18 protein-coding genes and 1 tRNA gene are annotated in these 22,033 nt (G+C 39.6%); 11 read left to right on the forward strand and 8 right to left on the reverse strand.

What is annotated here, in order from left to right; all coding sequences use genetic code 11:
- The first annotated feature begins 19 nt into the window (after window positions 1-19).
- Window positions 20-1,396, forward strand: a complete 1,377-nt coding sequence (locus tag ACE1CA_RS04695) for a TniQ family protein (protein ID WP_486517660.1) — start codon at window positions 20-22, stop codon at window positions 1,394-1,396.
- A 161-nt stretch (window positions 1,397-1,557) separates the two neighbouring features.
- Here the strand turns inward: ACE1CA_RS04695 and ACE1CA_RS04700 are convergent.
- The 4 genes from ACE1CA_RS04700 to ACE1CA_RS04715 form a co-directional block, all read right to left on the reverse strand.
- Window positions 1,558-1,631 (reverse strand) — tRNA-Val (locus ACE1CA_RS04700).
- Between the two features lie 136 nt (window positions 1,632-1,767).
- On the reverse strand, window positions 1,768-2,541 hold the full coding sequence (gene hisA / locus ACE1CA_RS04705; RefSeq protein ID WP_413275576.1) for a 1-(5-phosphoribosyl)-5-[(5-phosphoribosylamino)methylideneamino]imidazole-4-carboxamide isomerase: 774 nt from the start codon (window positions 2,539-2,541) through the stop codon (window positions 1,768-1,770).
- A 2-nt stretch (window positions 2,542-2,543) separates the two neighbouring features.
- On the reverse strand, window positions 2,544-2,765 hold the full coding sequence (locus tag ACE1CA_RS04710; protein WP_413275577.1) for a hypothetical protein: 222 nt from the start codon (window positions 2,763-2,765) through the stop codon (window positions 2,544-2,546).
- A gap of 12 nt (window positions 2,766-2,777) precedes the next feature.
- The gene (locus tag ACE1CA_RS04715; protein WP_486517661.1) at window positions 2,778-4,430 is read right to left on the reverse strand and encodes a transglutaminase domain-containing protein; all 1,653 of its coding nucleotides are present in this window, start codon (window positions 4,428-4,430) and stop codon (window positions 2,778-2,780) included.
- A 527-nt stretch (window positions 4,431-4,957) separates the two neighbouring features.
- On the opposite strand from ACE1CA_RS04715, the gene ACE1CA_RS04720 reads away from it, so the two are divergent.
- The 4 genes from ACE1CA_RS04720 to glgX all read left to right on the forward strand — a co-directional run bounded on the left by ACE1CA_RS04720 (window position 4,958) and on the right by glgX (window position 14,050).
- Complete coding sequence (locus ACE1CA_RS04720; RefSeq protein WP_413275579.1) at window positions 4,958-5,785, forward strand: DUF928 domain-containing protein; 828 nt, start codon at window positions 4,958-4,960, stop codon at window positions 5,783-5,785.
- A 247-nt stretch (window positions 5,786-6,032) separates the two neighbouring features.
- Window positions 6,033-9,374 (forward strand): maltose alpha-D-glucosyltransferase, encoded by a 3,342-nt coding sequence (gene treS / locus ACE1CA_RS04725; RefSeq protein ID WP_413275580.1) that lies wholly within the window; start codon window positions 6,033-6,035, stop codon window positions 9,372-9,374.
- A 101-nt stretch (window positions 9,375-9,475) separates the two neighbouring features.
- On the forward strand, window positions 9,476-11,443 hold the full coding sequence (glgB, locus tag ACE1CA_RS04730) for a 1,4-alpha-glucan branching protein GlgB (RefSeq protein WP_413275581.1): 1,968 nt from the start codon (window positions 9,476-9,478) through the stop codon (window positions 11,441-11,443).
- Between the two features lie 465 nt (window positions 11,444-11,908).
- Window positions 11,909-14,050 carry a glycogen debranching protein GlgX gene (gene glgX / locus ACE1CA_RS04735; protein ID WP_413275582.1) on the forward strand — a complete coding sequence of 714 codons (2,142 nt, stop codon included), beginning with the start codon at window positions 11,909-11,911 and terminating at the stop codon, window positions 14,048-14,050.
- Window positions 14,051-14,210: 160 nt separating this feature from the next.
- On the opposite strand, the gene ACE1CA_RS04740 is transcribed toward glgX, so the two are convergent.
- Window positions 14,211-14,540 carry a hypothetical protein gene (locus tag ACE1CA_RS04740; protein WP_413275583.1) on the reverse strand — a complete coding sequence of 110 codons (330 nt, stop codon included), beginning with the start codon at window positions 14,538-14,540 and terminating at the stop codon, window positions 14,211-14,213.
- Between the two features lie 326 nt (window positions 14,541-14,866).
- On the reverse strand, window positions 14,867-15,094 hold the full coding sequence (locus tag ACE1CA_RS04745) for a photosystem II protein, Psb35-related (RefSeq protein ID WP_413275584.1): 228 nt from the start codon (window positions 15,092-15,094) through the stop codon (window positions 14,867-14,869).
- Window positions 15,095-15,237: 143 nt separating this feature from the next.
- Here ACE1CA_RS04745 and ACE1CA_RS04750 point away from each other — a divergent pair, with 143 nt between their 5' ends.
- From ACE1CA_RS04750 to recJ, 4 genes are all read left to right on the forward strand, one after another.
- Complete coding sequence (locus tag ACE1CA_RS04750; RefSeq protein ID WP_413275585.1) at window positions 15,238-15,762, forward strand: GNAT family N-acetyltransferase; 525 nt, start codon at window positions 15,238-15,240, stop codon at window positions 15,760-15,762.
- 3 nt (window positions 15,763-15,765) lie between these two features.
- A complete protein-coding gene (locus tag ACE1CA_RS04755) occupies window positions 15,766-16,188 on the forward strand; it encodes a hypothetical protein (RefSeq protein WP_413275586.1) in 423 nt (140 codons plus the stop codon).
- A gap of 127 nt (window positions 16,189-16,315) precedes the next feature.
- A complete protein-coding gene (locus ACE1CA_RS04760) occupies window positions 16,316-16,744 on the forward strand; it encodes a hypothetical protein (protein WP_413275587.1) in 429 nt (142 codons plus the stop codon).
- Window positions 16,745-16,751: 7 nt separating this feature from the next.
- Window positions 16,752-18,773, forward strand: a complete 2,022-nt coding sequence (gene recJ / locus ACE1CA_RS04765) for a single-stranded-DNA-specific exonuclease RecJ (RefSeq protein ID WP_413275588.1) — start codon at window positions 16,752-16,754, stop codon at window positions 18,771-18,773.
- Between the two features lie 154 nt (window positions 18,774-18,927).
- Here recJ and psb30 read toward each other — a convergent pair whose 3' ends face one another.
- On the reverse strand, window positions 18,928-19,071 hold the full coding sequence (psb30, locus tag ACE1CA_RS04770; protein WP_413275589.1) for a photosystem II reaction center protein Ycf12/Psb30: 144 nt from the start codon (window positions 19,069-19,071) through the stop codon (window positions 18,928-18,930).
- A 159-nt stretch (window positions 19,072-19,230) separates the two neighbouring features.
- On the reverse strand, window positions 19,231-19,896 hold the full coding sequence (locus tag ACE1CA_RS04775; protein ID WP_413275590.1) for a helix-turn-helix transcriptional regulator: 666 nt from the start codon (window positions 19,894-19,896) through the stop codon (window positions 19,231-19,233).
- 153 nt (window positions 19,897-20,049) lie between these two features.
- Between ACE1CA_RS04775 and ACE1CA_RS04780 the strand changes: the two genes are divergently transcribed.
- Together ACE1CA_RS04780 and ACE1CA_RS04785 are read left to right on the forward strand one after the other, a co-directional pair.
- Window positions 20,050-20,400 carry a YkgJ family cysteine cluster protein gene (locus ACE1CA_RS04780; RefSeq protein ID WP_413275591.1) on the forward strand — a complete coding sequence of 117 codons (351 nt, stop codon included), beginning with the start codon at window positions 20,050-20,052 and terminating at the stop codon, window positions 20,398-20,400.
- A gap of 70 nt (window positions 20,401-20,470) precedes the next feature.
- Window positions 20,471-22,006 (forward strand): serine hydrolase, encoded by a 1,536-nt coding sequence (locus ACE1CA_RS04785; RefSeq protein WP_413275592.1) that lies wholly within the window; start codon window positions 20,471-20,473, stop codon window positions 22,004-22,006.
- Window positions 22,007-22,033: the final 27 nt, after the last annotated feature.

Below are 22,033 nucleotides of genomic sequence, written 5' to 3' on the forward strand. Positions count from 1 at the left end.
TAAGTAAAAATGAATGGCTATGGATATTAATGTAATGCAAATAAAACCCTACGCGAATGATGATCTATGGAGTCCAGAAAAGTTTCTTATGCCTCCCCGAAGTTGTTTGCATCATTTAGAGCCGATTGGTGTAGGAACTCAGATGGTTGAGAGTCTAACCAGCTATGTCACACGATTAGCTCATTCTCATGGAGTTTTTGTCAGCACATTACTATCGAGAATAATTAATCCCCTTTTACAGCGAACTTTTATTAAAAATTCTACCAGTAGAAGATTAGAACCATTTTTTAACTGCTCTCATGCTCTAAATGGATATGGAACGATTGCTACAGATTTTGTTGAGGTTCTTAATCAATTAACCTTGTCTAATAAGTTAGAATTTTTAACATTAATACCCTTCACAAATATTTTAGTTACAAAGGGCTTACTACGTCGTTATAAAGCTTGGTGTCCAATATGCTACCAACAGTGGAAGCAAAATCAACAAGTTATTTATGACCCCCTGCTATGGTCACTCAATGATGTCAAGGTTTGTTTAATACATCAACATCCTCTTGTGCAAAATTGTCCTTATTGTCATCGCCTATTACTTTGGTTAAACTGGAAATCTAGTTTAGGCTATTGTTCACAATGTTCTCAGTGGTTAGGAAGATCTTCTAATACTTCAGTAGTTACTCAGGAGAGATGGATAGCCGAAACTTTGGGAGAATTGATTGCTAATACAGAGCAGTTATCTTCTGTACTTACTCAAGAGCATATACAAAAATCTTTTATTAATGCAGTGCATCAAGTTACGGAAGACAATATAGCTGCTTTTGCTGCAATGCACAAAATTCCTAAAAATACTTTTTGGGGTTGGTATTCAGGTAAAAACCGTCCCCCTTTATCTGCTTTAGTGCAAATTTGTTATAACCTTAGAATTTCTCTATTACAGTTTTTGGCACAAGATTTAAATCTATCAAGTATATACGATCGAAATCTGAAACTTGAGATGCAATATCCTAAGAACAGGCGCTCATCTGCGAGAACACTGGATTTGAATCATCTTGAGAATACCCTGAGCATCATTTTGTCTCAAGCAGAAGAGACATTACCAACAATTACAGAGATAGCCAAACAGTTGAAAGTTAATAGACGAGTTCTTTCAAAGCATTTTCCTGAATTATGCCACCAAATTGTCACTAAACGCCGCAGTTATATACGTATGTGTCACTTAGCTGCTATTAAGCAGTGTTGTCAAGAAATTAAAGAGGCGATCGCCTCACTCCGCCAATTAGGAGAATACCCAACCGAGTCCCGCGTCTGTGAACTGATTAGCAACCCTGGCTATTTTCGTTATCAGAAGGTTCGGCTACTCTATAAGCAAGAAATTCAATCTACTCTAAGCAGGTTGTGATTTTTCAATATGGATGAGTTGGTTACTCATCCACATCAATAATTTCTCTTCATATTTTTCAGGCATGGTTTTGCCGCTCCGGTTTTCAGGCATAAGTTTGCCGGAGCGGTAAAAACAGACTTTAAATGACAAAAAGCTTTACCGGAAAGGGATTGGGGGAATGGACACAACTGGACTCGAACCAGTGACCCCTACGATGTCAACGTAGTGCTCTAACCAACTGAGCTATGCGTCCTCAGATTTGTTATTATAACACAAATTATTCAAAAGTTACTACATTGATTTTAAAGCCGATCGCAATAATTACGTGATAAATTTCATTTAGAGAAGTTTGTTAACTAGATTAGTTTGATGGAGAAAACTTCTCCCACTTAAGCAAAAGTAGAATTTCCTAAATCTGGGGGTACATCTTGGTAACGTCCAGAACCTACTGCTTGAATTGCTTCTTTGAGGGAAACATCTCCAGTATACAAAGCGCGTCCGACGATCGCACCTCGCACACCCAAAAATTCCAAAGCAAGTAAACTGAAAAGGTCAGTTAAAGAACTTACGCCACCAGAAGCAATTACGGGAATGGAAAGATTACTTGCTAATTCTCGCAATGCTTCTATATTTGGCCCTTCGAGAGTGCCATCGCGATGAATGTCAGTATAAATAATTTCTGCTGCACCCATTTTTGCCATTTGTTGGGCTAAATCTTGGGCGGAAACTTCGGATGTTTCTAACCAACCTTTGGTGGCAACTTTACCATTTCGGGCATCAATTCCGACGATAATTTTACCGGGGAATTCTTGACAAAGTTGTTGAACTAATTCTGGTTTTTCTACAGCAACGGTTCCCAAAATTGCCCAGCGAACTCCCATATTTAATAATGTGGCAACGCTGGTGCGATCGCGCAATCCCCCACCCACTTCTACATCGATTGTTACTGCTTTGACGATCGCTTCAATACTTTTTAAATTAACTGATTTTCCAGTTTTTGCCCCATCTAAATCTACTAAATGTAATCGAGTCGCCCCTTGTTTTACCCACTGTTTGGCAACAGCAACCGGATTTTCATCAAAAACTTGCGACTGCGAATAATCTCCTTGATACAGTCGGACACATTTACCATCTAATAAATCAATCGCTGGGATAACTTCCATTTCTAAGAATTTTGAGTTTTGAGTTTTGAGTTTTGAGTTGGGACTGGAGACTGGGAAGAAGAGGTGGGGGGGTGAGGAGGTAGGGAGGTGGGGAGGTAGGGAGGTGGGGAGAGTTGTTGATGTAAATTAAGGAAATTCTCCCATCCCCCCATCCCCCCATCTCCCCATCTCCCCATCTCCCCATCCCCCCATCTCCCCATCTCCTCATCTCCCCATCCCCCCATCTCCCCATTCCCCTAAGAAGGTGGTAGTTCTGAGAGAATTGTAAACCGGATGTGGTTTAGGGCTAAATCTCCGATCGAAACAGATTCTTTATTCAAAAGTACACTATTAGAACTGATATTTTCAAAAGAAATGCCTTTGCCAATTTCTACATGATACCAAGATAAGCCCATAAAAAATCTCGTGGGATATGGCCCTCCTTCTGCTATGTCATCGGGGTTAGATTCCATTGGCAACCAACCAAAACCAGGGACGTAAAATTCCATCCAAACATGGTTAAAATCGGGGGACAAAGGTACATTTTGATATTCGGGATTTTTCGGACATTTGTAACGCCCGACTGTGCGACAGGCGATTCCGTTTAGGCGAGAAAGGGCTAATAAAATGCCTAAATATTCGCCGCAAGAACCGACTCCTCTTTCTAAAGCCACATCTGGGGGATCGATGTGGGGTTTGATGCCATAAGAAAGTTTATCATAAACAAAGTTGCGAATTTTATAGATTTTTCGCAATAGATTTGTTTCTGTTCCGATCGCTTCTTGGGCAGCATTAAGGATAATTTCTGTACCCATTGCCAAATCGTCATTATCTACCAAATATTTCTCTTGAAATTCTGGTGCTAATTCCGGCAAATCTTCTACATCTCTGGGAGTCAAGCGATATTTAATGCTGTAAACTTCTAGCAGGGCTTTCCAACCAAAAATGTGTTTTTCTTGGGGGGCAAGTTTGTCAAATTTAAACACTGCTACCCTTTGTCCGTTAATAATTTCTTCAGTAAAAGGACGACCGATCGAGTAAATTTCCCGAATTTTTTGGCGCAATGTTTCTGAGGGCAAAGCGATTCGCCATTCTAAGTTTTCTAAATTTACATCTTCTAGTTGAGAAAGTTCTTCTACATAGCTGACTTCCATTAAATAACCGTTAGATAAGGCGTAATTTCCTTCAGGATAATACTGGAAATAGAGGGGATGAATGAAAGTGCGATCGCGATAATCCAATTCTTGTGGTGGGTCAGAGTTTGGGTCATCTCTCACATAAGCTTCTTTATAAGCATAAGCCACATAAAGCACCTCTTTGTCAGTTTCCGGGTCATGATAAAAAACTAATCCGGTGGGATTTTCAAAAGGAGTTAATAAGCTAAACTTAATTTCTCCTGTTGCCCGTTCCAAGCAAAATACTGTTTGTTCTTCATCATCAGCAACCCAAATTTCTTCACCCCTAATTGTCAAATGTTCTCGACCAATTCCCGGTGTATAAAATCTTGTAATTAAGCTGGCTTTATCAGCATCATAGATATAAATGTAACCTGATTTTTGGCAACTAACATAAATAGTCGATCCCCAAACTGTTATCCCATTGGCAGTGTAAGGTAAACTTACAAAAAGCTGAGGTATAAAGTCTGTCAAACTACAAAAATACACATCTTCGTCTTTGGTAAACCATAACTTTTCTTCCCAAACAGCTAACCCAGTAGCATCTAAAAATTCCTCTGTTTGATGGGGATTTAAAATAGTACTATCGTCATTTTTTGAATTAATTTGTAATAAATATCCAGTTGTATTATCTAAGGCAATTAAGCGATCGCCTAAACAGCTAATATCTTGAATTGCATAAGCGGCAAAAGGTCTAATTGTTCTAAACATAAAGTCTTGTGTTGAAGAAACCATAGCCAGATTCGGTAAAAGTTGGTTAGTACGCGCCCCTTTGTTAAATTCTTAAACTGGTAAAGATGGCATCCTTGTCCAAGTTTGAGAATGGCTTGCTCATGGTCAACAGTTAAATTTGTTACAATAAGCTATTGACTACTAGCTACCTTAACAATATAAGCTAAATGGTCTGTGAGGAGAACAAAGCCAGATAAGATTTTATCCAAATTCGTGGCTTTTGAACTGCTCAGAGGGAACACCAAAAGGAAGTGATATCGTTTCTCTTTAATTTTGCTAAAGATAATTCACACTCCAACTAGAGGATATTCTAATGCGGAGGTTAACCCGTAGCATTATTTTAAAGAGTCGATATTAAAAATAAATCTATCCAGTAGCTTAAATTTCCAAATTGGTGTTTCATTTGGGTGAAGACGAGAGAGGGTCTTGGGAGTAAGTTGCTGCTAACAACTAGAAACTCTAACTTAGATTCTCTCGTCTATTACTAGTAAACCCTTGTTCAGTACTTTAAGGGTACTGTTATTTTAGCTATGATTCGGATTTTACAGTTTCCTAATCCTTGGATTTTATTATTTTTGGCTTTGGCGATCGCTTCTCCCATCCCCTTCCGAGTTGAGGCACAATCATCAAGACCAAACAATCAAAGTTTACCAACAAATTGGGGTGCTTACGAACCAGGTGCTAATATTGGTAGTCCTGGTAGACGAGAAGGTGGAGGTACAAGAGGCCCTTGTATTCAAAACAGTGCCAATGATAAAGTCATAGCTTTAGTGCCAGTTAATGGTTTTGGCGCTACTACAACTGAATATCCCACATTCTCAGTTTATCTGCCTCCCCTATTGCCAGAAAGTAAACCAGAGATAGAATTTGTACTAAAAACAGCGGAGGGAAAGGAGATTTACAAAACTAAATTTATGGTTAATCGAGGGGCAGGAATTATTAGTTTTATTCTTCCTAATACTAGCAATTTATCAGCTTTAGAATTGAATAAAAATTATTCCTGGTCAGTGACTTTAATCTGTAATCCAGAGGATGTAAAAATGGGCGATTTGTCTGGAAATAAAGTAGTATCAGGAGTGATTCGGCGCGTCACTCCCAATGCTAACGTGCAGCAAGAGTTAAAGGCAGCAAAAACAGTAATCGATCGCGCGATCGTCTATGCAAACGCTGGGATTTGGTACGATGCTTTAAGTAATTTAGCCGAACTGCGACGAAGCAATCCCAACGATCCAACTGTCATCAGAGATTGGCAAGAGTTGTTAAAGTCAGTGGGTATGGAAAAACTTGCCCAAGAACCATTATTTCAGCCTGTGGTAGGTAAAAACCAAGTGAATCCTTCCCTATCTCGCAATAATTAAATTTAGCTAAAATTAGGAATTCAAATGTTAATAGGTTTAGGTTTAATTTATACCTAAAGGTTGATGCTTGTTCTTGAATCTAGATCCCCGACTTCTTGAAGAAGTCGGGGATCTGGCTTAAAAGTTAGTAGATTCTAACTCTAGTCAGATGTTTATCTCTACCAATTTATTTAAAATAGTTAACCAAAGATGTTAACAATAATAGAAAGTAGATTATTTGCGAAACCGTTAAGGTAGAAACCTGAAAATGCAAAACTCAATGTTAAATAACGACCCCCTTTGGTTCAAAAACGCCATCATCTATGAAGTACCAGTGCGTGCCTTTGCCGATAGCAACGGTGATGGGATTGGCGACTTTCGGGGGTTGACAGAAAAACTAGATTACCTGCAAGATTTAGGAGTTACAGCATTATGGATCTTGCCATTTTTTCCTTCACCATTGAGGGATGATGGTTACGACATTGCTGATTATACAGATGTCAATCCTATCTATGGTAATCTAGCAGATTTTCAAGAGTTTTTAGCAGCTGCCCATCAAAGAGGCATTCGGGTAATTATCGAGTTAATTATTAATCATACTTCCGATCGACATCCTTGGTTTCAAAGATCCCGTAGATCGCCCAAAGGTAGTAAAGAAAGAGATTTTTACGTCTGGAGTGACACCACAGACAAATATAGAGAAGCCAGGATTATTTTCCAAGACTTTGAAACTTCTAATTGGACTTGGGATTCAGTTGCCCAAGCTTACTATTGGCATCGGTTTTACTCCCATCAACCAGACTTGAATTATGATAATCCAGCAGTGCAAAAAGCAGTGTTTGAAGTATTAGATTTCTGGTTAGCGATGGGCGTTGATGGACTGCGGATGGATGCGGTTCCTTACCTCTACGAACGGGAAGGAACGAATTGCGAAAACCTCCCCGAAACCCATGAATTCTTAAAAAGATTGCGCCGCCATGTAGACGAAAAATTTCCTAACCGAATGTTGCTTGCGGAAGCTAATCAATGGCCTGAAGATGCGGCACAATATTATGGATATGGCGATGAGTGCCACATGAATTTCCATTTCCCATTAATGCCGCGTTTATTTATGGCATTAAAGATGGAAGATAGCTTTCCAATTTCGGATATTTTACAACAAACTCCGACTATTCCAAATAATTGTCAATGGGCGTTATTCCTTCGCAATCATGACGAATTAACCTTGGAAATGGTAACAGATGAAGACCGAGATTATATGTATCGCGTTTATGCCCAAGACCCAGATATGAGGGTTAATTTAGGGATTCGGAGAAGGTTAGCGCCGCTATTAGGAAATGACCGTCGTCAGATCGAATTAATGAATAGTTTGTTGCTATCTTTGCCGGGAACTCCTGTGCTTTATTACGGTGATGAAATTGGCATGGGAGATAATGTTTATGTTGGCGATCGCAACGGTGTTCGCACGCCTATGCAATGGAACGCTGACAGAAACGCCGGGTTTAGTCGGGCTAGTTCCCAAAAACTTTATTTACCAGTAAATGTTGATTCCGAATATCACTATGCCACAGTAAACGTAGAAGCACAAAGGGCAAATCCGAATTCTTTGTGGTACGCAATGAAACGCCTAATTGCTACTCGTAAACATCTGCAAGCATTAGGAAAAGGGACTTTTGAATTACTGCATCCTGAAAATCGCAAAGTGTTGGCTTTTACCCGCACTTATGATGAAGAACATATTTTAATAGTGGCGAATTTATCTCGGTTTGTGCAAACTGTAGAATTGGATTTATCGCCATTTGAAGGAATGGTGCCAATAGAAATTTTTGGTCGGACTCAATTCCCTCAAATTACCGATTCAGGTTATTTTCTAAGTATTGCCCCTTACGCTTTTTACTGGTTTAGCTTGAAGTTACAACCAAGTTTAATTCCTTTACCAAAACGGCAGACAAATTTAACAACTTTGGCAGTTACTGGCAAGTGGCAAAACATTTTTTCTCAACGCAGTTTAAAAAATACTTTGGAGTTAATTCTCTCTGATTATTTGTATAATTGTCGCTGGTTTAATGGGAAGGATCGCACGATTCAGTCTACACAAATTATGGAAGCTATTCCGGTAATTTACAAAGATTTGGCAGCGCAGATTATTTGGTTAAAAGTCGATTATATTCAAGGGGAACCAGATACTTATCTGTTGCCTTTAGCTTACACAGAAGGGGAAAAAGCGATCGCCATCGAAGCAGAAATGCCCCAAAATATAGTAGCCCTCTTGCAAGAAGATGGGAAAGAGGAAGCGGGGATTTTGTTTGATGCGATCGCAGATAGTAACTTCCTGAATACGATGTTAGATGCGATCGCCAATAGTCGTTCCTATAAAGGAATGGCAGGAGAATTAATCGCCAGTAAAACTGATATTTTCCCCTCAGAAATACCCCCTTTAAACCCTGTTTTAATGAAGGGAGAACAGAAAAACACTTGTGCTCTTTATAGCGATCCAACAAAAAGCGGATCGGTTCTTCAAAGTCGCTTAATGTTGAAGATTTACCATCAAATTGAAGAAGGTATTAACCCAGATTTAGAAGTGCGACGTTTCCTTAGCGAACAAAAACAGTTGCAACACTTTGCCCGCATTGCAGGTGCATTAGAATACCGTAATGGCAAAGGTATTCAAACTGTGGGATTATTGCAAGACTTTATTCCTGATGCGAGGAATACTTGGGATTATACTCTTGATAGTTTACGCGATTATTTTGAGCGAATTATAGTTCAACAATCTGAAGCTTCATTGCTTACTGTACCATCAGGTTCGCCGTTAGATTTACAACCAGAAGATTTACCAGAATTAGCACAACAAACGATCGGTTCTTATCTAGCAAGCGCTAGTTTAATCGGTGAAGTTACCGCCGACTTACACATTGCTTTAGCCGCTAATGCCGAAGATCCAAATTTTGCACCCGAACCTTTTTCTTCTTTCTACCAACGTTCAATTTACCAGTATGCGCGTAACCTCACAGGACAGGTTTTACTGGAGTTGAAAAAGCAGCTAAAAACCTTACTACCTGAGACACAAAAATTAGCCCAAGGTGTTTTAAACCGCCAAGAAGAATTTTTTGGACGCTATCAATTAGTTCTCAATCAAAAAATCACTGCTAAGAGAACACGCTATCACGGAGATTATCATTTAGGGCAATTGCTTTACACAGGAAAAGACTTTATTATCATTGATTTTGAAGGAGAACCTGGGCGGAGTTTAAGTGAAAGGCGGATGAAGCGATCGTCTTTGCGAGACGTAGCCGGAATGTTACAATCTTTCAATTACGCTGCAATTCAAGCCCTTCATAATGAAGTGGAAAATGGCACAATTAGTTCCGAAAATCTTCCTTTAATGCAACAATGGGCTGAATTTTGGTATCGCTGGGTGAGTGCAACTTTCTTAAATAGTTATTTGAAAATTGCTAGTCAGGATTCTTTCTTACCAAAAACTAAAGCCGAATTACAAGTACTTTTAGATGCTTACTTGTTGGAAAAATTGATCTACGACTTAGGTTATGAACTGAAAAATCGACCAAATTGGGTAGGAATTTCTTTACAAAGATTGCTGCAATTTTAGTGATGAGTTTAAAGCTGGGTTGTTGTAGCGACTTTAGTCGTTTTATTTAGGAATGTACGACTAAAGTCGCTACAACGAACCTAATTTACTACTAATTAACCATGATTCAACTAACACTTAACCACAATCAACTGGAAACTACCTCCGATCGTGTCAGTTTAATTACTGACCATGATATTTATTTGTTCAATGAAGGAACTCACTATCATTTATATGAAAAACTGGGTTCTCATCCACTAGTTGTTAATGGTGTAGAAGGCACTTATTTTGCAGTTTGGGCACCTAATGCCGGACAGGTATTTGTTAAAGGTGATTTCAATGATTGGAGTAACGAAGGTTTTCCTCTCACCCTAAGAGAACAATCAGGAATTTGGGAAGGTTTTATTCCGGGAATGACCAAAGGTAGCCTCTACAAATATCGCATTATTCACCGTTACAATGGCTATGCAGTAGATAAAGCCGATCCCTTTAATTCCCATCAAGAAGTTCCGCCAAGAACTGCATCAATTGTTTGGGATACTGAGTATCCTTGGCACGATCGCGAATGGATGGAAAACCGCGCCAAAGCTAATTCTTTTGATGCGCCAATTTCCATTTACGAAGTACATTTAGGTTCGTGGATGCGGATACCGGAAGAGGGAAATCGCTTTTTAACTTACCGGGAAATTGCTACTAAATTGGCGGAATATGTGAAGCGTTTGGGCTTTACTCATGTGGAATTAATGCCAATAACAGAACATCCTTTTTATGCTTCTTGGGGATATCAAACTACTGGATATTTTGCCCCGACTAGTCGCTATGGAACTCCCCAAGATTTCATGTATTTGGTAGATCGTTTGCATCAAGAAGGTATTGGCGTAATATTAGATTGGGTGCCTTCTCATTTCCCTACAGATCAACATGGATTGAATTATTTTGATGGTACTCATCTTTACGAACACGCCGATCCTCGACAAGGTTTTCACCCAGATTGGAAGAGTAGCATTTTTAATTATGGGCGGAATGAAATCAGCAGTTTTTTAATTAGTAGTGCCTTCTTTTGGTTGGATAAATGTCATATTGATGGATTGCGAGTAGATGCAGTTGCATCGATGCTTTATTTGGATTATTCCCGCAAAAAAGGAGAATGGGTTGCTAATAAATATGGTGGGAGAGATAATCTCGAAGCGATCGACTTTTTAAAACGTTTCAACCAAGCAGTTTATCAACACTTTCCCGATGTCCAAACTATTGCCGAAGAATCAACAGCTTGGGCAAAAGTTTCTCGACCAATTTATGATGGTGGTTTAGGTTTTGGTTTAAAGTGGGACATGGGTTGGATGCACGATACTTTAAAGTATATGTCCCTCGATCCCATTGCTAGAAAACATCATCATAACCTGCTAACTTTCCGAATGCTTTATGCTTTTAATGAGAACTTTGTTTTACCACTTTCTCACGACGAAGTTGTGCATGGCAAAGGTTCTTTAATTGGCAAAATGCCGGGAGATTATTGGCGGAAATTTGCTAATTTACGGGTGTTATTTGGCTATATGTACGCCCAAGCTGCCAAAAAACTTTTGTTCATGGGCGGAGAGTTTGGACAGTGGCAAGAATGGAGTCATGACAGAAGTTTAGATTGGCATCTTTTAGATTACCCAATGCACGCAGGTTTGCAAAGATGGGTAACAGATTTAAATCACATTTATCGCCAAGAAAAAGCTTTGCATGAATTAGATTTTTCTTGGGAAGGTTTTGAGTGGATTGATTGCAATGATTCGCAACAAAGCGTAATGAGTTTAATTCGTAAATCAAAATCAACCGATGAAACTATTTTAGTAGTGGCAAACTTTACTCCTGTACCTCGCTACAATTACCGTTTAGGCGTGCCGAATAATGGTTTTTGGCAAGAGTTACTCAACAGCGATTCGGGGGATTATGGTGGTAGCGGTGTGGGGAATTTTGGCGGTGTTACAGCTGAAGAAAATCCTTGTCACGATCGCGCTTTCTCACTAAATCTTCACTTACCACCTTTGGGAATCCTGTTTTTTAAATTAAAAACCGATCTCCCAGAAAATTCTGTAACATAAAATGCTTTTGTTTAGAACAAAGTAGAAATTTTCCCAAAGTCAAATGCTCAAACTGTATTAGTAATCACAAACCTATTTCCCTAAAGAACCTATCTTTAGGGAGATTTTTTTTAGACCTAAAAAAGATTAAGTTCACTAGTGTCTATCCCATGATTTAACCAACTCAATATAGCTTACCTGGAAAGCATGATTCTGACTTTTCCAGGTAACTATTTCTAATTTGAAAAAAGTAACTTTACAAAAATTTACCTCTTGTGACAGATGGTAGGAACCGATATATTTCTTTACATTGTGTAAGCAATAGACAAAACTAATCAGCAGATCGTTTATCAAAAGTCATGCACTCAACAGCAAAATCAGCAAATTGTAAGTAAAACTGTGTTTTTCAACTAGCTACAAAAAGCTACAAAACTATTTTGTCAAAAAAGTTCAGAAAAACCATTAGCATTGATTTAGGATAAATCTATGTACGTAGCACTTTGGCCTGGAAATGTTTATCCTTTAGGCTCATATTGGGATGGCAAAGGAACAAACTTTGCGTTGTTTAGTGAAAATGCCACAGCTGTTGAGCTTTGTTTGTTCGATCGCAACGACAAAGAAACACGCATCAAACTAACAGAAGTTAATAACTTTATTTGGCATGGTTATCTACCAGGAATTAGCCCCGGACAACGTTACGGATTTCGCGTACATGGTCCCTGGAAACCGCAAGAAGGTCATCGCTTCAATGCTAATAAATTGTTAATTGACCCTTATGCCAAAGCAATTGATGGCTTACTTCGGGGTAATGGTGCGGAAATATTTGGTTATTCTTGGAAAACGGAAGAGGCAGAAAAAGATTTAGTTTTTTCTGAGTTAGATGATGCTCATTTAGTGCCAAAATCTGTAGTAATCGAGCAATCTTTTGATTGGGAAGGAGATGAATTATTAAGAACACCTTGGCACGAAACTATTATCTACGAAACTCACGTCAAAGGCTTTACCAAATTACATCCAAATATTCCTGAAGAACTGCGCGGTACTTATGCCGGAATTGCCCATCCAGCAGCAATTGAACATTTGCAAAAATTGGGAATTACAGCCCTAGAACTAATGCCCGTACACCACTTTATAGCCCTACCAGGATATCTCACAGATAAAGGGTTAACTAACTATTGGGGCTACGATTCAATTAATTACTTTGCTCCCTTTTCTGGCTACAGTGCTAGTGGTACTTTGGGACAGCAAGTAACCGAATTTAAGCAAATGGTGAAAGCGCTACATCGGGCAGGAATAGAAGTTATTTTGGATGTGGTTTATAACCATACTGGAGAGGGAAATCATTTAGGCCCAAGCTTGTCTTTGCGAGGCATTGATAATACTGTTTACTATCGGTTGATAGACGATGATAAACGCTTGTACATGGACTTTACAGGCTGCGGAAATTCTCTTTATGTTGGTCATCCGCAAGTCTTAAAGTTAATCATGGATAGCCTACGTTATTGGGTGACAGAAATGCACGTTGATGGCTTCCGATTTGACTTAGCAGCGGCTTTGGCAAGGGAGTTATTTGAAGTTAATAGTTTATCAGCTTTCTTCGATATTATTCACCAAGATCCGGTGTTAGCAGATGTGAAGTTAATTGCTGAACCTTGGGATTTAGGAGAAGGTGGTTATCAAGTAGGTCAATTCCCTGTTCTTTGGTCTGAATGGAATGGCAGATATCGGGATACTGTGCGAGATTTTTGGCGTGGTGCGGATGAAACTTTAGGGGAATTTGCTTACTGTTTTACTGGCAGTCCAGATCTATATTCGTTGAATGGAAGACGACCAAATGCTAGTATTAACTTTGTCACTGCTCACGATGGTTTTACTCTGAATGATTTAGTTAGTTACGAAAAGAAACATAACGAAGCAAACGGGGAAAACAATTGTGATGGCGACGAACACAATCGTTCTTGGAATTGTGGTGTTGAAGGCGAAACAGATGACCCAGAAATTTTGGATTTGCGGGAACGACTCAGGCGAAATTTCTTAGCAACTTTGATGCTGTCTCAAGGTATCCCAATGCTACTAGGTGGGGATGAAATGGGACGGACGCAGAAGGGAAATAATAATACTTATTGCCAAGATAATGAGCTTTCTTGGTTTGATTGGAATTTAAATCAAGACAATGAAGATTTGGTCAATTTTACCCGTGAATTAATTTATTTCCGTCGTCAACATCCGGTATTTCGGCGGCGCAAATGGTTCCAAGGTCGTCCGATTCACGGTAAGGGAGTTAGTGATATTGTTTGGTTCAATCCTGATGGCACTGAGATGACAGATGAACAGTGGAATATTGGTTACGCTAAGGCGATCGCAGTTTTTCTAGATGGCGATCAACTTGCCTGTCCTAGTCCTAAAGGTGAGCGAATTAGTGATGATAGTTTCCTAATGTTTTTTAATGCTCACCATGAAACAATTGAGTTTAATTTACCTACTGTTTTTGGGCTAGATAAGTGTGATTGGTCGTTGGTAATTGATACTAAGGAACCACGCTTTATTCGGGAAGAAAAAATTTACACTAGCAACCAAGCTGTGCCTGTGGTTGGGCGATCGCTAGTATTGCTGCGTCGTCTGGAATAAAAAACACAATCAGGATTTAAGGATTTACATGATGTTCAGGATTAATTATTAAGATTTTAGGATTAATCCTTCGGAATCGGACTTTTCCAAATTTCATTAAATTCATTAAGTCAACTATGAAAAGTCCTCACTTATTTAAATAGTGAGGACTCGAAAACTGTTACCACCAAACACGATTTCCGTTTTCGTCAACTCTCGCTTGTCTAATTACATCCGAGATTTCTTCTGCATCTTTTACGTGGTGGAGTGCTTCTTTGTTACCATCGGAGTCTTCGACAATAAAGTAAGTCGGAACTGTAATATGATCCCCAGTAATATCAGGCGAATCAACAGCAACTTGTTTCGCTTTTTCTTCTATAGATTGAGGTTCGTCAGCGATGCGATCGCCCGGATTAGCTGTTAAATTCTTTTCCTTTGCTCTGGGTTCTTCTTTAGAATGCCAGTCTACACTTACAGGTTGTTCTATCTGCTTCTCTTGTTGGTTTTCCATGATCTTTTTCCCATTAAAAAATTTATTCTTTACTAAACTCAGTCTAGAAAACTGAAATTACCATATACTCTTTCAAAGGAAGTAGTTTCGGCAGCTACAAGTAGTATTTAGGCTGGAAAAAAAATCTGCCTATTGTCTGGACGGGTTGTTTATTTGATTATTTTATTTAGCTCTTTCTTTTTTGCCAACACTCAGAGAATGCAGACTCTTGCAGCAAGAGGCAGAGCCTCCATTCTTCGTTCCCAGGTTGAACCTGAGAACGAGGATCTGGGAGGTTCCACCTCCGGTAGTGCAAATAAGAGCGCTGAAGCGCAACAACTTACTTATTAACCAGGTAAATTGTTGCTGGCAAAAGCATCCATTCTGTAAGCGGGAACGCGCTCGTTGTAATCAATTTGAGTACCAGTAATCGACTCAGCTAACTTTTCAAAAGACTCAGAACGCCAGTTGCGATCGTGAATTGGTTTAGACTGTTCGCCACGAAAATAAGCTTGAGTTCCAATTACAGATGCAGCTAACCAACCAACGATAAATAAAGCAATCAGGATAGTCATGATCTATAGTCCCTCTCGTTTGTTTCCTTATGTAAACTAATATAACAGTTTGTTACAAATTGTCAACTATATCTTGACTAAAAAAGATTGATTAGGTATATAAGCGCAGTAAATCAGAGCGTTGGCAAAAACACCGATAGTTAGTGCAGGAATCAGCTACACTGACTGAGGAAGTAAATCATGGGCTTTCCATGCTGATTCGCCCTGCAAAACAATCGGATATTCCAGCGGTTTTGCCAATGGTGGGGAAAATTTGTGCTTTGCATGAAACTTGGGATGGAGCGAAGTACGGATTTTTGCCTAATCCAGCGCAACGTTATGAATGGTGGTTGAGTAAAGTGGTAAAGAGCGATCGCGCAGTCTTTTTAGTAGCAGAAGACGAAACCAAAGCGCTATTAGCCGGATTTTTAGTAGCAACAATTGAGCGTGAAATACCCATTTATCGACTCAAAGAATATGCCTTTATTCAGGATCTTTGGGTAGAACTAGAATATCGTCGTAGTGGTGTGGCGCGACAGTTAGTAACGCAAACTATTGAGCAATTTCAAAAGATGGGAGTAGTACAAATTCGCCTCGATACTGCGGCAATTAATGAAACTGCGAGAAAGTTATTCTCAGAATGTGGTTTCCGTCCTAGTACAGTGGAAATGTTGATAGAGTTAGAGTGAAAGATGAAACCCAAATTCTTAATTACTAAAATTATTGCCTTTCTGACCTTTTATCTTCTGCCTTCTACCGTAACATTAGGAGGAACTTGTGCAGGTCGTAGTTGTCCACCTCCACCAATTGGTTTTACACCCGGACAATGGATTAATTATGAAGTAGTTAATCGTACAGGTTTTATCGTTGAGTTACAAAATGTACCAAGAACTCCTGTAATTTTTTTACGTCCGGGAGAACAAGTCAATTTTTCCAGACAAGCAGCAACCGAACCAAATCTTTCTTCATTATCTTGGAATGCTGTGCCGTATTTATTAAGAGCGAGACTTTCTAAACCTAATGCCAATACGCTACGAGTGGAGATAACGCCAGGTGGACTTCCGGGCGATCGCGCACTTTACATCCGCGATGATGGTCGAGTAATTATTTTTTAGAAAAAGGCGAGAATTTGGCAAAACTTTTCCCTGTTCCCTCTTCCATATTCCCTTTTTTGATGAGATAATGTTTCCGCTTGCAGAATCATCTTTTGCCAAAAACAAAAGCACCCAAGTAGATAAACTTATGTATAAGAACTTACTGAGAATTTTAGGGACAGCTTGCTTAGTTTTAGCTGGTATTATCATCACAACGGAAACTATAGCAGAGCCAAAATTTGTCAAGACTGGGAAAACGCTAAAACAAGATGATTTTATTACCTTACAGGTAAGGAATCAAACGCCAAATCCGATTAATATGGAAATTCCATCTTATACCGACCAAATTACTATGCAACCGAAAGAAATGCGGAAACTTCGCTTTAAACTGCGGAATAAAGAGTATGGTCTTTCAGTTTTATATTGGAGTCCCACAGGAGAGCAAGCATTATTAGGAAAAGTCAACAAACCGAATTCTCAAACAGTGCTTTTAGACTTACAACCTGGTAATTTTGCAAAAGAAGACGATCGCGCAATTTACGACACAGAAAGTCCGGGTCAAGTATTGGTTTTTTAAACACCTAATGTATCGATTACCTTTGCAACGTTGGGAATTTTACCCAGAAAGACCTCAACAAGTTAAAGAAATAGCCGAAAAGTTCCATGTTTCTCCTTTATTAGCGCAAGTACTAATTAATCGAGGAATGGAAACACCAACCCAAGTCAGAGAATTTTTAGAGCCAGAAACGCAATTTTTGCCTGAGCCTATCGATGAATTTCCTGAATTGGGAATTAGTTTAGAATTGTTAGAAAATGCGATCGCTTCCCAAGGCAAAATTGCCATTTGTGGAGATTACGATGCTGATGGCATGACTAGTACTGCTTTGTTGTTGCGATCGCTCCGTACTTTAGGTGCTGATGTCGATTATGCCATCCCCAGTCGCATGACTGAAGGATATGGCATAAATTGCCGAATTATTGAAGAATTTCATAGAGAAGGCGTACAATTAATTTTAACAGTAGATAACGGAATTGCCGCATTTGAACCAATTCAAAGAGCCAGAGAATTAGGTTTACAAATCATCGTTACCGATCACCACGATATCCCACCCAAATTACCACCAGCTAATGCCATTCTTAATCCAAAATTAATTAGAGAAACGTCGCCTTATCGAGGAATTGCTGGCGTAGGAGTTGCTTATATTGTAGCAGTTTGTTTAGCTCAAAGACTTGGGCTTGCTAAAGGTTTAGTCAAACCAATGTTAGAGTTATTCACATTAGGAACAATTGCCGATTTAGCACCTTTAACCGGAGTCAATCGTCGTTGGGTAAAACGCGGTTTAAAACTTTTACCTTACTCTCAATTAGCCGGAGTACAAGCATTAATTCAAATGTCTGGAGTAGAAGGTTGCCGTAATTCAAACTCTTCAACTCAAAATTCTCTAAATCCAGATGATATCGGCTTTCGACTTGGGCCAAGAATTAATGCAATTGGCAGAATTTCCGATCCACAAATCGTTATTGAACTGTTAACTACTGATAATATGGGTGTAGCTTTAGAAAGAGCTATGCAGTGCGAACAATTAAATCAAAAACGTCAGCAACTTTGTGAAGAGATTGAGCAAGAAGCGATCGCCTGGTGCGAACAAAGTCAAATCGATCTACAGCAAGAACGAGTTTTAGTTATTGTCCAACCAAACTGGCATCATGGCGTAATTGGAATCGTCGCTTCTCGTTTAGTGGAACGCTACGGAGTTCCGGTTTTTATTGGTACTTATGAAGAAGAAGATGAAGAACGCATTCGCGGTTCAGCTAGGGGAATTCCCGAATTTGATGTTTTTGAAGCCTTGTTATTTTGTGAAGATTTACTGGGAAAATTTGGCGGACATAAAGCAGCAGGTGGCTTTTCCTTACCTGCGGAAAACTTAGCAGAGTTTCGGCGCAGACTGAGTAAATTCGCTCATAAATTACTCCAACCAGAACATCTCAAACCGTTATTAAAAATTGATGCCAAAGCAGAAATTACCGATATTAATTTAGAATTATACCAACAAATCCAGGCTTTACAACCTTGTGGGATTGAGAATTCAGCGCCAGTTTTTTGGATGTCTGATGTACGAATTGTGGAACAACAAATAGTTGGGAAAGGTCATTTGAAGTTAACTATTTCTCAGTTTAGCTCACCGGAGAAAGTTAAAGCGATCGCATGGCGTTGGCGCGACTATTTCCCCCTACCAAACAGAGTTGATATCGCCTATCGACTCAGAGAAAACAATTTTAACGGCAATAAAACTGTAGAATTAGAATTATTAGGTGTCAGACAAGCAAAATCATTATCTTGGCAAACCTTCACCGCCAAAAATGTTTCCTTAAAAGCAGAGTTTTACCACAATCAAAAGCGTTACACTTGCGGATTATATCCCAATGATTCTTTAACCGAATTAAGAATTAGAAATGCAGAAGGCAAAGTTTTAGCCGTTCCTTTAGGAAAAACCACTGGTTTGTTAGGTAAAACTCGCGAAGAAGCAGTAGAAGTAAATATTTTCCAACCACCTTTCTCTACTTTAGTGGAAATTGCACAAATAGCCTTAGAAAAATTTAAATAAATTATCATGATTGTTCGTTGTAGCGACTTTAGTCGTACATTTCTAAAATAAAAGGACTGAAGTCCTCACAACGAACCTGGTTTGTAGCCCAAAAAATTAAAGGGGGATTAACTCCCCCCTTGTAAATTGTTAAGGACTGAACTCGCAGAAGCTTTTACAAGTTGCCGTTGCGAGAAGCTAGTACTACAATCACGGCTGGTCCAGCAAGCATAATTAAAGCTACCAAAGTCAGCTGGGCAATCACTTCCCAGTTAATACTGGTAACAACAGTGGTAACAGAGTCAATAACCGATCCCATTTCTCCTCCCGAACTAACCCAGATAGGCTTGAATCGCTACATTAAAATCCGTCTCTTATATTACCTGGCTAAAGTTCACTTCTTTTAAGCTACTTAACAAAACTATAAGAAACTATAAACAAACATGAAGCTGGTACTTTTGGCTGTTTTTGGACTCGATCAGACTATTTCCGCGAGTTGATGATTCAGTGCTTCGAGATTAATTTTGTAACACTCAAATAGGTCGGTCACATTCATGTTGTTTGTGTCAGCCAGTCGGACTAAACCCCACAAAAGATGTTCTGTCCCGATCGACTTTTTGCCCTGAACTCGAACTACTTGCAAGGCAAGCTCTAGAACAAACTTACTTTGTGGACTGAACTTCAGATTGTCGCCAGATGCAAAAGAATGTTCGTTGGTGCCAATTTCCAGTGTTGCGCCGTTAGCCCGTAGCAATTGAGCCGAAGTAGTCGTTGCATCGGCTAATAATCCAGCTAACAGGTGTTTTGGCTCAACTTGTGACTCCTGCGATCGTACTGCCTCATTTTGAGCAAACTTGATGGCATCGATTGCCTTTTCTGCGAACCGCTCGAAACCAAAATCAAAGCCAAAGAAATTTTTGACCCGCTCCACAAGTATTTGCATAGAATTCTTTGCCTCGTAAATGAAAACGTCTTCGATTGCGACATTAAACAGGTTGGCAACTTTGAATGCCATGTCTAAGCTAGGGTCAAATTTCCCCGACTCAAATCCATTGATTGCTTGACGACTTACTCTTAATTCTCTTGCTAGGTCAGATTGCGACCATTGGTGCAGTTGTCGAAGTTCTTTCAGTCGGTTTTTCATCGTTTCGCCTGTCTTCTGTCAAGTAACACTTTACATAGTTCCGCACTGACTGTCAAGTGTCACTTGACAAACTGCGTCTTTTTCCTTTCTCGCATTTGCTGGCATAGTTGCTAGACTCTAAAAGCATTGACATAAAGGAATATGTAGAAAATTATGGCGACTTGGTATTGCGTCAAAGGATGTGGTGCTTGCTGTTATCTAGAGCCTTCGGAGCGTCCCGACTTAGAAGAGTATCTTACCCCAGAGGAGCTAGAGCAGTATCTTGGCATGGTGGGGGAAGAGGGATGGTGTATGAATTTCGATCGCACTACCCGCGAATGTCGCATCTACTCAAATCGTCCGCGATTTTGCCGCGTCGAGCCAGAAACATTTCAGGATATGTTTGGTGTAGCAGCAGCAGAACTTAACGATTTTGCCATTGAATGTTGTCAAGAGCATATAGCAGACATTTACGGCAGTGATAGCCCGGAAATGCAAGGTTTTAATCAAAAAGTTGCATTTTAGGTTATGATTTTCTACTGATTTGATGTATCCTTTCGATGAGGTAAACTTAGGTGTTTTAGAGGAGTAGCTCGTGCAAGAAAGATCGCAAAGCCCTTATCAACAGCTAGCCGATCTCGAAGATAAACTCAACCTTGTGAGCGAACACATTCAACGGCTTAGGCAGGAAAATGGCAACCTTCCACAAAAAGCGCTTTTATTTAGCCCAAAACCTGCAATTACTGGACTCAAGCCGGAGAACAGCAAACCTCAACAACAAGTTAGTTGGGATAAGCAAGGAAATAAATCTCAGTCTCCCATGAAAGCTGATGATTTTTCCCGTTTGCGGTTAGAAAGAGCCACACCCAGAAAAAGAAGGCATTCTTCTAATTATCGAGATTTAGCAAATACAAGTTATCTTAGAAATCGCAGATATCGCCAAAGAGCGAAGAAAAATTATCAGCTACGAATAGTGGGGTTGGTATTAGCAGCAGCGACAGTTGTGTGGATAATTATCTCCGCTATTTCTTCGGTTGTGCAATCATTTAATCGGCATCAAACCGTCACGAACGAACAAAGTACAGTGCTGCTACAGCAGCTACCTAGTACGCCTTTGCTGCCACCGGATATTCCTCCGAGAACTAATGCGATCGCACTACCAACACCAATCAATTCTAATTTAGAAGAAACTGAATTAGTTTATAACGTCACAACTCCTCATAACTTAAAACCAAGTCAACAATTACAAGGAATTGTTGATGAAATGGTGCAATTAATTCAATCCAGAAAATTACCCACCCAACCGCTATCGATCGCATTGATTAATGTGAAAACCGGAGAAATATCTGGATTTCAACAAAACACACTACTCTATCCCGCAAGTGTCGTCAAAATGTTTTGGATGGTCAGTGTTTTTGACGAAATGCACCGAGGGATTTTGCCCAATGAACCTGTTTATAGTGCCGATTTAAATCGGATGATTCAACAATCTTCTAATGATGCTGCTAGTCGATTAGTTGATGCTGTAACTAATACAGAATCTGGTTACTTTTTGCGGGGTGAAAAGTATGATAAATGGGCGAATAAGCGCCGCAAAATTAGTGAATTTTTCAGCAAAGCTGGATACGAAGGGATTGCCATCTATCAAAAAACTTACCCGATCGCTTATTTGCGCCATAAAATACCAGAGGGTAGAGATTTGCAAATGTGGAACGATCCTAAAGAATTGAAAAATCAAATTTCTAGCGAACACGCTGCTAGATTAATGTATGAAATTGTCACGGGAAAAGCTGTTTCTCCAGAAGCAAGTGCCAAAATGATACAGTTCTTGGCGAGAGATTTACGATTGTCTTCTTGGCGGGAAAATACTGCCAGATTCGGTGGTTTTAATCCAATTCGCGGACTTTTGGGGCAAGGATTGCCCGCTGAAGTGGATTTTGCTTCTAAAGCAGGTTGGACGGAAACAGGTCGTCATGAGGTAGCTTTTGTCAGAAGTCGGGAGGAAGATGGCCCAATTTATATTCTGGCGATTTTGGGTGCGGATGAAGCTTACTCTAAGGACTGGCAGCTATTTCCCATGCTGTCGCGGATGGTGTTCGATCGCATGAGTGGCAAAACTTCCGAACAATAAGTAATAAAAATAACTTGAAAATGCACT

The sequence above is a fragment of the Floridaenema evergladense BLCC-F167 genome (genome assembly GCF_041929205.2).
Taxonomy (GTDB): Bacteria; Cyanobacteriota; Cyanobacteriia; order Cyanobacteriales; family Aerosakkonemataceae; genus Floridanema; species Floridanema evergladense.

What these genes read in the sequence shown, in the direction of transcription:
- ACE1CA_RS04695 (WP_486517660.1), top strand. Translation starts at nt 20, where the DNA reads ATGGATATTAATGTAATGCAAATAAAACCCTACGCGAATGATGATCTA.
- hisA (WP_413275576.1), bottom strand. Translation starts at nt 2,541, where the DNA reads ATGGAAGTTATCCCAGCGATTGATTTATTAGATGGTAAATGTGTCCGA.
- ACE1CA_RS04710 (WP_413275577.1), bottom strand. Translation starts at nt 2,765, where the DNA reads ATGGGGGGATGGGGAGATGAGGAGATGGGGAGATGGGGGGATGGGGAG.
- ACE1CA_RS04715 (WP_486517661.1), bottom strand. Translation starts at nt 4,430, where the DNA reads ATGGTTTCTTCAACACAAGACTTTATGTTTAGAACAATTAGACCTTTT.
- ACE1CA_RS04720 (WP_413275579.1), top strand. Translation starts at nt 4,958, where the DNA reads ATGATTCGGATTTTACAGTTTCCTAATCCTTGGATTTTATTATTTTTG.
- treS (WP_413275580.1), top strand. Translation starts at nt 6,033, where the DNA reads ATGCAAAACTCAATGTTAAATAACGACCCCCTTTGGTTCAAAAACGCC.
- glgB (WP_413275581.1), top strand. Translation starts at nt 9,476, where the DNA reads ATGATTCAACTAACACTTAACCACAATCAACTGGAAACTACCTCCGAT.
- glgX (WP_413275582.1), top strand. Translation starts at nt 11,909, where the DNA reads ATGTACGTAGCACTTTGGCCTGGAAATGTTTATCCTTTAGGCTCATAT.
- ACE1CA_RS04740 (WP_413275583.1), bottom strand. Translation starts at nt 14,540, where the DNA reads ATGGAAAACCAACAAGAGAAGCAGATAGAACAACCTGTAAGTGTAGAC.
- ACE1CA_RS04745 (WP_413275584.1), bottom strand. Translation starts at nt 15,094, where the DNA reads ATGACTATCCTGATTGCTTTATTTATCGTTGGTTGGTTAGCTGCATCT.
- ACE1CA_RS04755 (WP_413275586.1), top strand. Translation starts at nt 15,766, where the DNA reads ATGAAACCCAAATTCTTAATTACTAAAATTATTGCCTTTCTGACCTTT.
- ACE1CA_RS04760 (WP_413275587.1), top strand. Translation starts at nt 16,316, where the DNA reads ATGTATAAGAACTTACTGAGAATTTTAGGGACAGCTTGCTTAGTTTTA.
- recJ (WP_413275588.1), top strand. Translation starts at nt 16,752, where the DNA reads ATGTATCGATTACCTTTGCAACGTTGGGAATTTTACCCAGAAAGACCT.
- psb30 (WP_413275589.1), bottom strand. Translation starts at nt 19,071, where the DNA reads ATGGGATCGGTTATTGACTCTGTTACCACTGTTGTTACCAGTATTAAC.
- ACE1CA_RS04775 (WP_413275590.1), bottom strand. Translation starts at nt 19,896, where the DNA reads ATGAAAAACCGACTGAAAGAACTTCGACAACTGCACCAATGGTCGCAA.
- ACE1CA_RS04780 (WP_413275591.1), top strand. Translation starts at nt 20,050, where the DNA reads ATGGCGACTTGGTATTGCGTCAAAGGATGTGGTGCTTGCTGTTATCTA.